This window comes from Halococcus agarilyticus (genome assembly GCF_000334895.1).
Taxonomy (GTDB): Archaea; Halobacteriota; Halobacteria; order Halobacteriales; family Halococcaceae; genus Halococcus; species Halococcus agarilyticus.
This window is the reverse complement of record NZ_BAFM01000028.1, coordinates 17,466-31,030: the sequence shown is the minus strand read 5'-3', so window position 1 is coordinate 31,030 and position 13,565 is coordinate 17,466. Positions and strand designations below refer to the sequence as shown.

Annotated in this window: 13 protein-coding genes and 3 pseudogenes; 8 read left to right on the top strand and 8 right to left on the bottom strand. The window is 57.3% G+C overall.

What is annotated here, in order from left to right; translation table 11 throughout:
- Positions 1-408: 408 nt before the first annotated feature.
- A complete protein-coding gene (locus TX76_RS17775; RefSeq protein ID WP_154019116.1) occupies positions 409-693 on the bottom strand; it encodes a hypothetical protein in 285 nt (94 codons plus the stop codon).
- A 191-nt stretch (positions 694-884) separates the two neighbouring features.
- Here TX76_RS17775 and TX76_RS18775 point away from each other — a divergent pair, with 191 nt between their 5' ends.
- Entirely contained in the window at positions 885-1,040 is a 156-nt protein-coding gene (locus TX76_RS18775) for a DUF7563 family protein (protein ID WP_449404507.1), read from the top strand.
- A 292-nt stretch (positions 1,041-1,332) separates the two neighbouring features.
- Here TX76_RS18775 and TX76_RS15950 read toward each other — a convergent pair whose 3' ends face one another.
- Positions 1,333-1,812, bottom strand: coding sequence for a hypothetical protein (locus TX76_RS15950; protein ID WP_228842413.1), 480 nt, complete (start codon positions 1,810-1,812; stop codon positions 1,333-1,335).
- A gap of 48 nt (positions 1,813-1,860) precedes the next feature.
- On the opposite strand from TX76_RS15950, the gene solA reads away from it, so the two are divergent.
- Entirely contained in the window at positions 1,861-3,033 is a 1,173-nt protein-coding gene (gene solA, locus TX76_RS15945; protein WP_324185989.1) for an N-methyl-L-tryptophan oxidase, read from the top strand.
- 185 nt (positions 3,034-3,218) lie between these two features.
- Here the strand turns inward: solA and TX76_RS15940 are convergent, their stop codons facing one another.
- Positions 3,219-4,253 (bottom strand): threonine ammonia-lyase, encoded by a 1,035-nt coding sequence (locus TX76_RS15940; RefSeq protein WP_049903843.1) that lies wholly within the window; start codon positions 4,251-4,253, stop codon positions 3,219-3,221.
- A gap of 664 nt (positions 4,254-4,917) precedes the next feature.
- Between TX76_RS15940 and TX76_RS15935 the strand changes: the two genes are divergently transcribed.
- The 3 genes from TX76_RS15935 (at position 4,918) to TX76_RS15925 (ending at position 7,702) form a co-directional block, all read left to right on the top strand.
- Positions 4,918-6,675 (top strand): MutS-related protein, encoded by a 1,758-nt coding sequence (locus tag TX76_RS15935; protein WP_049903841.1) that lies wholly within the window; start codon positions 4,918-4,920, stop codon positions 6,673-6,675.
- A gap of 62 nt (positions 6,676-6,737) precedes the next feature.
- Positions 6,738-7,139, top strand: a complete 402-nt coding sequence (locus TX76_RS15930; RefSeq protein WP_049903840.1) for a hypothetical protein — start codon at positions 6,738-6,740, stop codon at positions 7,137-7,139.
- Positions 7,140-7,141: 2 nt separating this feature from the next.
- Positions 7,142-7,702, top strand: coding sequence for a hypothetical protein (locus tag TX76_RS15925; RefSeq protein WP_049903838.1), 561 nt, complete (start codon positions 7,142-7,144; stop codon positions 7,700-7,702).
- A gap of 37 nt (positions 7,703-7,739) precedes the next feature.
- Here the strand turns inward: TX76_RS15925 and TX76_RS15920 are convergent.
- Both TX76_RS15920 and TX76_RS15915 read right to left on the bottom strand, forming a co-directional pair.
- Positions 7,740-8,147, bottom strand: a pseudogene (locus tag TX76_RS15920) (hypothetical protein); the annotation flags it as partial.
- A 224-nt stretch (positions 8,148-8,371) separates the two neighbouring features.
- Positions 8,372-8,641: a DUF7571 family protein gene (locus TX76_RS15915; protein ID WP_049903837.1), complete on the bottom strand. Its 270-nt coding sequence runs from the start codon at positions 8,639-8,641 to the stop codon at positions 8,372-8,374.
- Between the two features lie 178 nt (positions 8,642-8,819).
- Here TX76_RS15915 and TX76_RS15910 point away from each other — a divergent pair, with 178 nt between their 5' ends.
- A complete protein-coding gene (locus TX76_RS15910) occupies positions 8,820-9,035 on the top strand; it encodes a cold-shock protein (protein ID WP_049903835.1) in 216 nt (71 codons plus the stop codon).
- A gap of 218 nt (positions 9,036-9,253) precedes the next feature.
- Here the strand turns inward: TX76_RS15910 and TX76_RS18770 are convergent, their stop codons facing one another.
- The 3 genes from TX76_RS18770 to TX76_RS15895 form a co-directional block, all read right to left on the bottom strand.
- Complete coding sequence (locus TX76_RS18770) at positions 9,254-9,580, bottom strand: DUF5789 family protein (RefSeq protein ID WP_049903833.1); 327 nt, start codon at positions 9,578-9,580, stop codon at positions 9,254-9,256.
- A gap of 827 nt (positions 9,581-10,407) precedes the next feature.
- Entirely contained in the window at positions 10,408-10,665 is a 258-nt protein-coding gene (locus tag TX76_RS15900; protein ID WP_195156083.1) for a hypothetical protein, read from the bottom strand.
- A gap of 230 nt (positions 10,666-10,895) precedes the next feature.
- Positions 10,896-11,333 carry a DUF4870 domain-containing protein gene (locus TX76_RS15895; RefSeq protein ID WP_049903845.1) on the bottom strand — a complete coding sequence of 146 codons (438 nt, stop codon included), beginning with the start codon at positions 11,331-11,333 and terminating at the stop codon, positions 10,896-10,898.
- 791 nt (positions 11,334-12,124) lie between these two features.
- Between TX76_RS15895 and TX76_RS17305 the strand changes: the two are divergent.
- Together TX76_RS17305 and TX76_RS15890 are read left to right on the top strand one after the other, a co-directional pair.
- Positions 12,125-12,247: pseudogene (locus TX76_RS17305) on the top strand (ISH3 family transposase); the annotation flags it as partial.
- Positions 12,248-12,469: 222 nt separating this feature from the next.
- Positions 12,470-13,466: pseudogene (locus TX76_RS15890) on the top strand (IS110 family transposase).
- The last annotated feature ends 99 nt before the right edge of the window (positions 13,467-13,565 follow it).

The following is a 13,565-nucleotide window of genomic DNA, read 5'->3' as shown; positions in this document are numbered from 1 at the left end:
TTCCCAGACACGGACGGACGCAACGATAGAAACTCACATTTGATGCGATCCCAATACGTACTGTGGGAGAAAATTCGGCGTCGGTCTCCCAGTGCTTATGCGAGTTCTCGCAGGAGATCGACAGTGAGGAGTTGGCTATCACTTATCGAGCGGGTGAGTGTGATTTCTTTGCCATCGTCCAACTGCGCGACGTCATCATGTGAGAGCGTCAGTCCGACTGCGAGATGGTCATCTCGATCGGTATCGGTTGAATCGAACGCAACGCCACAACTAGCACAATAGTTGACGTCTTGCCAATTTTCTGTCATCGTTACCTGACCACATTCAGTACATTTCGCCTCGCTCAACGGACCCCTGATACTCATAGCCAGTCTAAAGGGCTCACACGGAAAGGCACTCGCCATCCCTTCACCGGTATTCGAATGCTGTATCGTCCCGATGGGAGATCTTGGACTCATGAGTGCCGACGTGCTTCTCCACAAAGTATATACCGTTTATGGCCGTTGTGTTGAAATATCGGTGTGTGATATGGGAATACTCACCAGTTGGAAGCAGGAGAAAGGCACTGATCTCGAGTACATCTGCCGTGGGTGTGGCGAACCGTTCGGCGTTGAGTATTACATTTGTCCAGAGTGCGGTGGGTATAGCGTTGAGCGATCGCAAGCCGGTCAATCGGTCGATTTCGACAACCACTCGAAAACGTGGGAAGGACGGCTGGTAGAGGAACTCAAGCGACGGTTGACCATCGATCGCTCGTTTACTGAGAGCAACACTGCGAGAGTGAGGAGATAAGGTGGGCGCTCGATACCCGGACGGTGGTCAGTAGGGTGTACGGATCGATGTAAGTCGGTAGGCTCATCAGAGCGTTGTAAGAGCACCTGGACATGCCGGAGTGCGAGAACTGTGGTGACTTCGTGACTGAACAGTACGTGCGAGTGTTTGCCCCGCCCGAGATGGCTACCGTGCGGGTGTGCCCGAACTGTCCGGATATGATCCGTGAGAACGGTGGTGTTCGAGAGGCCCAATCTCCCCGAAAATAGCGGGCGGGAACGATTCGGCGAGACAGCCTGGCTATGGCCCAGGAAAGAAACCGATCACGCCAGAGTCTCGGTAGTTCGGCTCTCTCGTGAGATCGCACCCGTTCGGCAAGAGAGAACCCGATTCTGAGCGATCGCGCCGGGGACTCATGCTCAGTTCAAACGACTGTATCGCATTGCATACATGTTATGGTTTCAGAGTTGAAAATATCTTCTGCTGATATGGCGTATCATCCGCTCTCCGCCGACAAGGAACACCCGGGCGTGAGGTTGTAATCGGCAAACCTGAGCCGCGCTATAACTGGAATTCGACATCCGAGTCGGCAAGGCGCGTCGCACCCTGTTCGAGTGCCTGCTCGGCCGATAACTCATCCTGCATCACGAACACGGTTTTGCTTCCTTGGCTCGTGTGATACACCGAGTTCCGGAGAATACTCGCGTGGTCAGTGTACTTCTCCTTCACCACACAAAACGGCTCGATCGCGGTAGGCCCGACCCGCTGGAGGTCGTAGAAATACTCCTCGAGGAACGTCTCGACCTGATCGATCTCCTCGGCAGGCACCTCGAAGCGATATTTCTCACCATCGTACCACTCACGGAGTTCGTCGAAGATCTCGTCCTCGTCGAAATACTGGCTGAAGATATACAAACCGGCGTCTTCGACTTCGAACGCGTTGATCTGCGTTGTGTCGGCGTCGAACGTGGGCATGAGTTGAACGTCACTCTGGTTCCGGGCGCTCTCGTCGTCCTGTGCTGGTTGGGCAGCGATACTCATTCCGAGCGTAAAGTGTTTTGCTAGCGATCACCATGACCGCAGCAATGCATTTCTCTTTCCACCGTTGGCGTTGGGTATGAACGTCTCCCACGAGCAGTACGATGTAATCGTCATCGGTGTCGGCGGGATGGGCAGCGCTGCTGTCTATCGACTCCCGAGCGCGGTCTCGACGTTCTCGCCATCGAACGCTTTGACATTCCGCATGCACGCGGATCGAGCCACGGGAGTACCCGCATCGTCCGGCTCACACAGCCCGAAAACCCCTCCTACGTCCCGCTCGCACGAGCCACCTTCGACAACTGGCGCGAACTCGAAGCGGCGACCGGCCGCGACCTCCTCACCACCACCGGCTTGATTCACGCCAGTCCCGCCGACGCTGACCTGTTCGCCGACGCCCGCCACTCGGTCGAGACCCACGACGTCGACCACGAGGTGCTCACCGGGATGGAGGTGAACGAGCGCTTTCCGGGGTACGACCTACCATCGGACCACCGGGCGATTTATCAGCCCGACGGCGGCTTCGTCGACTGCGAACAAGCCGTGATCGCCCACGTCGAAGCTGCCCATGCGGAGGGAGCTACCATCAGAGCCCGCGAGCGCGTCCTCGACTGGCACGAGACCGGCGACGGCGTCCGAGTGAAAACCGACAAGAATCGCTACGAGGCTGACAACCTAGTGGTGACGGCGGGCGCATGGGCTGGCGATTTCTTTCCCGGTCTCGCGTCGGAACTCACCCCTTGTCGCCGGATCATGGCGTGGCTCCAGCCCGCCGAGCCTGAACAGTTCCAGCCGGAGACGTTCCCCGTGTTCAGCCTCGCCGGCGAACACGGCGACGGATACGGCTTCCCGATTCACGACGTGTCGGGGTTCAAGTTCGGCCGCGAGCCGTCGCTGCCGAACGCCGCCGATCCCGACGAAATGCCCCGAGAGCCAACTACCATCGAGGAGGAACGCCACCGCGAGTTCGCTGAAGCGTACTTTCCGGATGGAGCCGGACCGACGATGCAGCTCCGGACCTGCGTGATCACCGAATCATCCGACGGCCACTTCGTGCTCGGCAGCCATCCCCACTACGACAGTGTCCACGTCGCTGCTGGGTTCACCGGTCACGGGTTCAAGTTCACCGCTGTCGTCGGCGAGATTCTCGCTGATTTCATCGTTGATGGTGATACCGACCACGCCGTCAATCTCCATCGGATCGACCGATTGTTCGACATGTAGCCGGCACACCGATTCCTGTGGTCAGGTTGAGGGTGTGAGATGACCATCGGATCGATGGTGTGGATGCGGCGCACGCTCTCATCAGACCGCCTTCGGGCGAATCGGTGTGGTCGATCCGTGTCGCGCTCGGCATGACCAGCTCCCATCGGTGGATGGTTTGGTCAGTTCAGGGTACTCTTTCGAAGCTATCGGTCGATGCTCTCGTCATTGAGAATCTGCACCAGAACCTCAGGTGAGATGTTTCGTCCCGAGATTGGGAGAACGACTGTCCGGCCTTGTAGTTCATCACGACGTTGCCGCATAGCCGCGAGACTCGTCATAGAGGCACCTTCCGCAATGATTCGCTCATCAGTGAAGAGGTCCTCCACCCCGCGTTTGATCGTCTCTTCACTCACGAGTCGGAAGTCGTCGAGATGATCTCGAAGCACGTCCATCGTGAGCACGAACGGAACCCGTGTTGCCACTCCTTCAGCGAACGTCTCCATTCTGTCGTCCGATTCGAGATGTCCCTCCGACCACGCCCGATACATCGCTGGTGCGGCTTCTGATTGCGCTCCAACCACCGTTGCATCCGCGATCGCACCGACAGTGAGACAATATCCAGCGGCACTTGAACCCCCTCCAATCGGACAGAACAGGTAATCGATCTCGGGGAGGCCCTCAACGATTTCGAGACCAGCCGTGCCGACGCCAGCGACGAGAGCGGGTTCGTTTGCTGAATGGACGTACCGATAGCCCTCTTCGGCAGCCAGCGACTCGGCGTGTTCACGGGCGTCATCGAAGTTCACCCCGTGAAACAGGACTTCCGCACCGAGCCGTTCCATTGCTGTGACTTTCGACGGATTCGCCCCTTCTGGAACGACGATCGTTACTGGCACATCGAACGTACGGCCAGCATACGCGATTGACTGGCCATGATTGCCTGTACTGGCGGCGACCAGTCCCGGATCGTGAAACTCAGAGTCCAGTTGAGAGACGAGCGTCATCCCACCGCGGACTTTGAATGCGCCTGTCGGGAGTGTGTCTTCGCGTTTCAGATAGATGTCAGCATCGAACTCGGCGGAGAGTTCGTCGCTCCGGACGAGAGGTGTCCGTGGAAGGTGCTGGCTGACGATCTGCCGGGCACGGTAGATATCCGCGGTGGTCGGTGGTGTGAGATCGTGATACGGGAAGATCGTCGTCTCGTCCGGCGATCCGACCGGCTCATAGGTTGGGGTCATACCCATAGAGAACTGACGCGGAGCCACTAACCGATTTGGCTGGGATGAGGCGGCGAATAGGCCGTCACTCTCGTTCGGCGAATCGAGTACGTCTCGGTCACAACCGTAATCGGGAAACCGATGTGTATGATGAAACCATGCTAATCAGAAACAAGAGCTAAGGGATAGCTACCCGTACCGTGACATGCAGGCGTGTTTGCCTGTGCTACGTGCGGTCAACACGGGGACACCGTGCGTAGGAGTATACGCGAACCACGGGCCGGGGGTCAAACCGGCCGGCCCATTTTCCTCAGACACTCGCCAGAGGATAGCCTCGAAACCAGAGTGACGCGCCCATCGGAGGATTCAGCTCCGAAATCTCACTGGTGATCACGACTCGGATCGTCCTGGCCACTGGAACCTGAAGGACGCACCTCTGTGGAATTCTATCCCGCGCAGAATCCAGCGGACCTCTCTCGTATCTTCACCTTGTCGCCAGAACCACTTAAAGGATCAGCGGGCACGTAGCGATGATGTGGAGTGCCCGCTCAGTGAAATTGTGAATGTGGGTTTCAACTGAGCCATATCGGGAGTGACGGAAGCGTTCACCTGCCAGTTGGCTGGTTTTGGCGCTGTTGCGGTGAGTGGTTCACCTATTTGGATGCTCGCGGTGGAGGGGATGCCTATGCGCCTTCAAGACTACTGGGGAATCGGCCCGAAGACAGCTTCCCAGCTCAAAGACGGAATCGGCACTGAACGGGCGATTCGGGCGATCGAATCGATGGATATCGGAGCCCTCGTCGATGCTGGACTCGTCCGCGGGCGAGCCACCCGAATCCTTCGGCATGCCCATGGCGAACAGGGGATGGGCATTCTCACGACGCCAGACGCCCGCACCGTCTACAAGGACCTCCTCGCACGAGCACAAGCGTACGCTGTCACTGAGCACGCTGGTGACCGAATTCGGGTTCTGACGCCGCTTACCTCCGTCGATGCTATGGAAGACCGCCTCGACGAGGTGACCCTCGCAACAGACACGTGGGACGATCTCGACGACTCCACTCGTAAGGCGGTTCTCGACGTCTTCACCCGCTTCGATGAGATTGGTGGTGGCGATCGAGCCGCGGTTGAGACTGTGCTTGCGCTACAAGACATCAGCGTGAGCACCGGTGTGTTCGCCGAGATTGACGCCATCGATCCCGACGCACTCGAAGACGCCCGCGAAGCACTCGGCTCCCTCGACACTCAGGGAGGCGAAACCACTGTCCGCGAAGGAGTTGACGACGAACTCGACACGGTCCGCAACCAACTCGCGGCGATCGAACAACTCGAGGCACAGGGTATCGATGTCATCGAGGCCATCCAATCCGACGGGATTCGATCGAGCGAAGAGTTCCGCGAGGCGTTCATTAGCTACGTAGCGAACGAGACGCCACTCCCCGCAACGCGAGTTCGAGAGGCAACCCCCACCGAAGCTGCCGACGCCACGGATTTTGTCACTCAGAGCCTCCGCGATCTGCTCGCCACACTCCGTGAATCGGTCGAGAGTCGTGAGCAGGCGGTTGCAAACGAACTGGAGGCCACACTCGACGACAGTCGCGACGAGATCGAGGCGGCCGCCACCGCGGTGAACGAGACGGCCTTTCAGCTCTCGCTTGCACGGTTCGTTCACGCGTACGATCTGACTCGCCCCACATTTGTCGAATCGGGCTGTGCTGGGGCTGTGAACGCACGCAATCTGTCGCTCGTGGCCGCGACTGACGGTGATGTTCAGCCAGTCACGTACGCCGTCGGCGACCACGAGTGTGCGCCCGAGGTCCCGAACGGAGATCAGGTCACAGTGCTTACTGGAGCGAACAGTGGCGGGAAGACCACCCTCTTGGAGACGCTCTGCCAGGTGGTCGTGCTCGCCCACATGGGGCTACCCGTGCCCGCCGATGAGGCCGAGGTGAGCCGCGTCGATGCCATCGTGTTCCATCGCCGGCACGCGAGTTTCAACGCGGGCGTCCTCGAATCCACGCTCCAGACGATCGTGCCGCCACTGACCGAAAGCAACCGCACGCTGATGCTCGTCGACGAGTTCGAAGCCATCACCGAACCGGGGAGTGCTGCGGACCTCCTGTACGGGTTAGTGCGGCTCGCCGTCGACGCCGGAGCCATAGGCGTCTATGTAACGCACCTCGCGGACGATCTCGAACCATTACCCGAACGAGCACGGACTGACGGCATCTTTGCACGAGGGTTACGCGACGACCTGACGCTGGACGTGGATTACCAGCCACAGTTCGAGACTGTGGGCCGGTCAACACCGGAGTTCATCGTCTCACGGTTGGTAGCGAACGCGAGCAATCGAAGCGAGCGTGCAGGATTCGAGGCGCTCGCCAACGCTGTCGGCGAGGAAGTCGTCCAGCAGACACTGCTCGATGCGGAGTGGTCATCATAGACTCCTCTCCTGTCGACAACAGAGGGAGAACAGTTATTTATGTGTAGGCTTTACACATAGACATGGCCGAAGAGAAAACACGGGTCGATTTCAACGCGCCCAAGTCGATCGTCGAGCGAGCCGACAATGTCGCCGAGTTGCTCGACATCTCTCGTACCCGACTCCTCATCGATGCCCTCCAAGACGAACTCGACGAACTCGTCAACGAGGAAGGGTTCCGTAATCGTCTCCGAGATGCGTACTATGACGAGCGAATCGACTTTCAGACCGTGAAATCCGTTCTCGGGCAGGAGGAAGCCATGCGAATGAAACTCCTTCGAGCATCGATCGATAGGGAACCACCCGAACCCCAACTGAAAGCGGAACTACCCAGCGATGAAGAATTCTACGACGGCGAAGTTCCCGTATGGCGGTCTGATTCTGAGGAGCCAGCCGACAACGAAGATGCCGAGTCAACCGCCTAACAGTGGACGATAGACCCATCAGTGTCGTCGATACCAACGTCTTGCTGAATCTTGCAACGCCAGTTGTCGATGGAAGACCGGCGGCTCCAACCGGTGCCGACCCACTCAAAGCACTGCTTAGTTCCTATGACGTTCATGTGCCTGCGAGCGTCGTTGGTGAACTGAGTACGGCGACGGGGAGTGGAGATCTGCTCTCGGCGGCAGCTGATCTGGTGTTGAATGCGTCTCACCACCTGACGACACACGACGTCGATGCCAAAATCGACGACCCACTCGACTACGGACTGGATCAGGGCGAATCAGATGGGATCTGGCTCGCGAACGATCTCGATGCGCCGTTGTTCATCACCGACGAGTTCAACTCGACGAACTATCTGTTCGTCAGTCTGGCCCTCGATGACCGCAATACGCTGTTCACAACGCCACACGTGCTCTGTAAGCTTGCGTCACAAGCGATTCTCCCCATCGAGTATGTCGACGCCGCCTTCAGCTACTACGCTGATTCAAAACAGTGGGACGAACAATATCTCAACCAGCTTCGCCACAAGTATCTGAGAGACTAATCCCATCGACGATGGGAGCTGTGGCCCTGTACGACTCCTACTCACGGGGTTCTGGACCGTCGGCAAACGCACTGCCTGGCGAGAACTCCGTCAACTCCTCGATTTCCTGCTCTAACCGGTTGACTTCCTGACGAAGGACCTCTGCCTCGGGATCGTCACTCACCGACAGCCGGTCTTTGAGTCCCTGGAGACGCGTTTCCTTGCGCTCTTCGTCGACGTCTGCTTTCCGGACGTACTCACTTTCGGTGATGTCGTAGACCGTCGACTCCGAGAGCCCCACTACCTCAAGCGCTTCGTCGACTTTCTCGCGGTCTACCCCCAGCACCTGCTCGCGGTCGATTCCCGTGTCCTCGAACGCCTCGAGGCCGATCTCATCGTCCTTGAGTGAGCGCTGGTGACGTGTCGTCCGCTGAACCGAGCCGTACCCACCTCCACGGTCGTGCTCGCGCGCACAGCGCGCTGTGCGGGCTTTCGCAGGTTGATCTTTGGACTGGTGGTTTTGCGACGTGCACCCTTGTTGGAATCACCCTGATCACTCCGCCCCAATCTGTCGTAGTTGTGGGATACCTGACCGGCGCATACGGTCGCTCGCGCCGGTTTCTGTCAGTTTTCACTCGATCCTGCCGCTTCGATGTCGTAGCTGCGAAAATAGCGTTCGAGAGCCGGTGCTCAGGTAGACACGTGACCACGCGTCCAGCCAGGGTCGTGATCGGTACGATCCATGAGGTCGGACCGACACGCCGGACAGTAATCAGGGGTGACGGATTCGTTTCGGGGAACGTACACCGCGCCGCCGCACTTCACGCATGCATCCGCGACGATGGTCGCACAGTCCGCGCAGACGTTGAAGTCGTCGACCGTGAGCTCGCGCAGGGGTTCGAGCTGTTTATCCAAGAGATACTCGTCGATGACCGTCTGGCAGTTGTGGCACAGTTTCATGGCGATACATGGTACACCTCGTGACCACACCGGAAATACCTGCCCCCGAAACCGACCTAACTGCTGGATTCCGAGGGAACAGTACATACAACCGACCACTCCACATACGTACAATCAAGATCGTGGTATCACGACTCTCGAAAGCGTTATCCCCGGCAGGGTCCCATGATCAAGAGTAATGACGAAAGGTACGGTTGATTTCTTCAACGATCAGGGCGGCTACGGCTTTATCAAAGTCGACGATGACGAGGAAACGGATCTCGATGACGACGAGGACGTGTTCTATCACATGGAAGACGTCGGTGGTTCGGATCTCGAGGAAGACACAGATGTGGAATTCGAAATCGAACAGTCTCAGAAGGGCCCGCGCGCGAGCAATCTCACCCGACTGTAAGCTAAAGCAACAATCAACAGTTCGAATTTTCAGTACATAACGGTCCGATGAGCGCAGGCCGAAATTGCGCTTGCCGTCTTCACGGACCACCTATGACACGCTCTGGTGTCTTCTACCGAGAGTGAGCGGATGAAGACTGACATCACAGTACTGGTCGTCTCGTGCATCGAGGACGTCCACCGCTCCCGGATCGGACGTGGGTTTCCCCTTGCTCCCGGCTATATGGATTCGGGGTCCCATTCGGTGGTTTCGCCGGGAGCAGGTGGTGTTCGATCGGAGTACCCTTTCCGCCCGATCGCTCTGTCGTCAACCATGTTCAGTACTGCTTGGCGAGCATCCGCAGCTGAGTTGAACACCTCGCCTTGCAGTGGCTCAAAGAGATCTGCAAGCGTCTGTGTCCCATCCGGCAGTTCCACCTCCTGCTCACCGTGTTCGTCAATGAGAGTGGTACTTGTCGCTGGGTAGCTATGATCGTCAATCAACGTAGCCAACGTACCGAACTCTACACCTTGCTCCCGCGTCTTGTCAGTACTCCTCTTTCCCATAGGATGACAAACTTCGAGTTCTGCACAAAAATTCCTTATGGCTAGCTACCACATGTCATCCGACCAATCCACATGATTCCTACGCCGCTATCGAGGCTTTGACTAATGATCAATCCCGACTTTCAACAAGACGGTGAGACGATCGAGCGGATCGTTCGCCGCGCCGCGCCGGGCTATTCGACACCGAGGAACTCGCCGAGTGGCTCGAAACCGGCGAGATCGACGAGAGCAAACTGCCGGAGCACTAAAGATGGTGAAGCACGACACCACTACCATGAGCCAGCCAGAACAAGAATCGGACGGTCGCGAGGGGTTCCGCGAGCGGGTCGATCGGATCATCGAGCGCGAGCGCGACATTCTCGACCGGCTCGCCGATTAAATTTTTTGAGCAGTACCGATCGCTTGCGACGCAACTGAAGACTGAGAAGCGTCCATGTGCCGCTTTTGGGAACGAAGGTGTAAGGAGAACCGCCTCGTCGATCCTCTTGTATATTCACCTTGTCGCCAGAACCACTTAAAGAGACGCAGCTACGTCTTATCTGCGCTTTGCAGAACGTCCTTCTCCAGTCGTCTGGGTCGTCGTTCAGCCCACTCGTCGATTCGGAGTCCAGTCTTGATTCCGTGAAGAGCGATGCCGTCCTCGCCGGATTGGCTACTGAGTTCGGTGAGGTCGTGACGTTCCCATCACTTACCCGTTTGGCGGGCGAAACCGAGTTGTGCCTCCAGCAGAGGATTCCCAGCAACAGCACGAAGACTTTCACAGTCATCCGCCCATCCCGTGTGATGCGTGCGAGTCTGCTCTCCACTCTCACAGAAGTCACACGATCTCATTCCTCCTCTTGGATCAGCTCACGCTCCCTCTCATTGGCTGTGACAACCATCTCGAACGGTTCACCGCCGTCTGTGAACTCACTACTGAACACACGGCTGAACTCCTGGATCACCGACCAGCCGGCGGTATCAGTTGTCCCAGCTGTCACCTCGCGCCCAATAACCCGAACCAACCCCTGATCCCGGTGCAGAACGGAGCAGTTGCCGCCTTTGCGTGTCCGGAGCACCAAGTAGAGATCGTTGATCGATTCCACACAGGCCTTGACACACAACAGAAGCTGACAGCTTCCCTTGATACGCCTCAATAGGTGTCATCACCATCTGTATTCGGTGGAGGCGGTGGATCGCAAGACGACTCCCTGTGACCGTAGCGATGTAAATGAATCACAAGCAGAGATAACAGCGTAGTATCTATCGAGACAGCTGTAACAGCCCTAAGCCTACAAAAATAATGGATCGGCCCTGTTGGCGGTCGATCCCGTGCTTAGGCGAGGCGATCGGCGATCGACGCGGCGACGGGCAGACGAACAGTCTCGCCCTGGTAGGTTTTGATCATCATGTACGCCCAGGCGACGAACCCACCAACGCCGGCGACGAGCCAGACCAGCCCGAGGATCAGCGAGAACAGGCTCCCCGCGAGGAAGCCACCGGTGCTCCCGCTGAACGTCACCACCGAGACCACCGTTCCGAGGAAGGTCAGGGCGATGTAGGTCACGGTGAGTAGGCCCGAAAACGCCATGCTCTGGGCGGCGTGCCACCGTACGAACCGGTCTTCCTTCTCGATGAGGTAGAAGATCAGTCCCGAGACGAACCCGAATAGATACGAGAGCGTTCCCGCGACGTTGCTGTCCAGACCCGATTTGTTTTCTCCGACTGCTGTCCCTTCCGCTTCTACACTGATGTCTTTTACACTGCTAGCCATGTGATTGTTCCTCGATTTCTTCGGGTCGAAGGTGTCGAAAATCGTGGCCTGACGCTTCCAGTAACCAGATGACCGCTTCATCATATGTGAGTCCGTGGTCTGCTTTGAACGAGCGCAGCTCATCACGGACCTTCTCATCGTGTTCGACAGTCGTTCGCCCCACAGAGAACTATAGGTTCCCATAGTATATAATCTCGTCTATAAATTGGCCAGTCTACGTTACGGCAGTTTACTGGTCGGAGAGAGTCGCTATATCCTAGGAAAAGAGGCACTGCCGTGGTTGAGGGTTGCTGCTCGACCTGTTTGCGCTAGGTCTCGCTTATTGAGATCGGACTCACGGAGTACGCCATCGGGCGTCACATCATGAGTTCACAGCGTGCGGCGTCTCGCACTGGGATACAACAGCGATCGCAACAGTACCGGCAAAGAATCTCCCTCCGGGCTCGGCTCGCCTCTATGGTTCTCCTCACGCGCATTGTATGCTGAGGGGCTCTATTGAATCCGCAGAGGGGACCGGGAAACCCACATATATTGCTGATAGTTGAACGATTACGGTAGAAATTACGGTAAACAGGCTAATCGCCGGAAGGCAAGAGGATTCATGTGACTGGTTTCGCCAGCAATCCCGAGAGCGAGGACAGATTTCGTCCTCCCTTTCGGATCAATCCGGGTTCATCTCTGCTCCTGCTGGTGGTTGCAGAGTCTTCGCAGCCAGTGGGTGAACACAGCCGGAAATGCTCGCGATTTTAGCCCCAATCCCTACGCCCTCGGCGGATTCAATAGAACCGGTCACAACAACACAGAATCCGGCGGTGCGGTTTCTGTACGTGCTGATCAGCTTCCTTCTCCAAAACGCGTGGCGATATCTTCACTGGGAGTACGTGGCGTCGCCGCGCCGAGGCGCGCGACGCCTCTGACTCGATGGAAATCCTGCTATCCCTCCAAAGCGTGATGGAAGACATGGGGCGCAAGAGACCGAGCCATGGCCAGCGCAACAGAGCGCGAGCCTCTGACTGGTCCAAATGCGAAGGAAGCCGAGTACTGGGCGTACCAGCCCGGCTGCCGCTCCGGGCGGCAGCCGGGAAAGCCCGAAGAGGTGGCTCTCTACATCACGCATTACCGCTCCAGAGAAAACCATGTACCTAGGAATCGACGTCCACAAGCGCGAATCGCAAGTTGCAGTGCGCGACGAAGATGGTGAGATAATCAGAGAGGTTCGTGTCAAAACGCGAACCTCAACGAGATCGCCCAGCAGTATGCTGGGGGTGAAGCGGCGATTGAAGCACTGGGAACTATTACACCATCCACGATACACTCGATGAGTATCTGGATGTCACCGTAGCCAACCCAGCAGAGTTGAAACTGATCGCCAATTCGGATCGAAAAACGGATCGAGTTGATGCAATAGAGCTCGCGCGACTGGTCCGGTTGGGATCGATTCCTGAGAGTTACGTGCCGCCTGAGGAGATCAGGGAGTGCCGCGCACTCGTGCGCGGCCGGAAAAGCTTCGTTGAGGATCGCACAGAATACATCAACAAGATCCATGGACTGCTCGATCAGCAGGGGATCACACGCAAAGTGAAACCACTGAGCGTTGAAGGACGCGAGTTTCTTGAGGAACTCTCACTGGAAGCGCCGTGGGAGACACTCCTTGAGACGTATCTCAAAACAATCGACGCGTTCACCGAACGGATCGCCTCGCTCGAAGAAGAGATCGAAGATCGAGCTGCGTCTCTTCCCGAGACGCAGCTCTTGATGACGATTCCAGGTGTCAGCTCTTACTCGGCGTTGTTGATCTACGCTGAACTCGGTGAGATCGAGCGATTCGACGGATCGAAACAAACGGTGAGCTTTGCAGGACTCAATCCGGTGATCCGCGAGTCTGGCGACTCGCGGTTCGAAGGTGGGATCTCCAAAACAGGATCCGGCGATCTTCGTTGGATACTCGTTCAGAGTGCGCATACAGCAGTCCACAAGAGTCACGATGAGTACTTGAGCCGGTTCTATGACCGGCTACAAAAACGAATGAGTTCGAAAGAAGCGATCGTCGCGACGGCACGAAAATTACTGGTCTCAATCTACCATATGCTTACCAGAAAGGAGGTGTATAACCCACCAGGCGTGAGTTCGTGAGGGACGCCTGAGCGGCGTCCCTCTCCAACGAGTCTGCTGCTGTCGTGAGCGACTGGTATCTCGGGTGTGAATACCTACAGCACCGACTGCATAGTGATA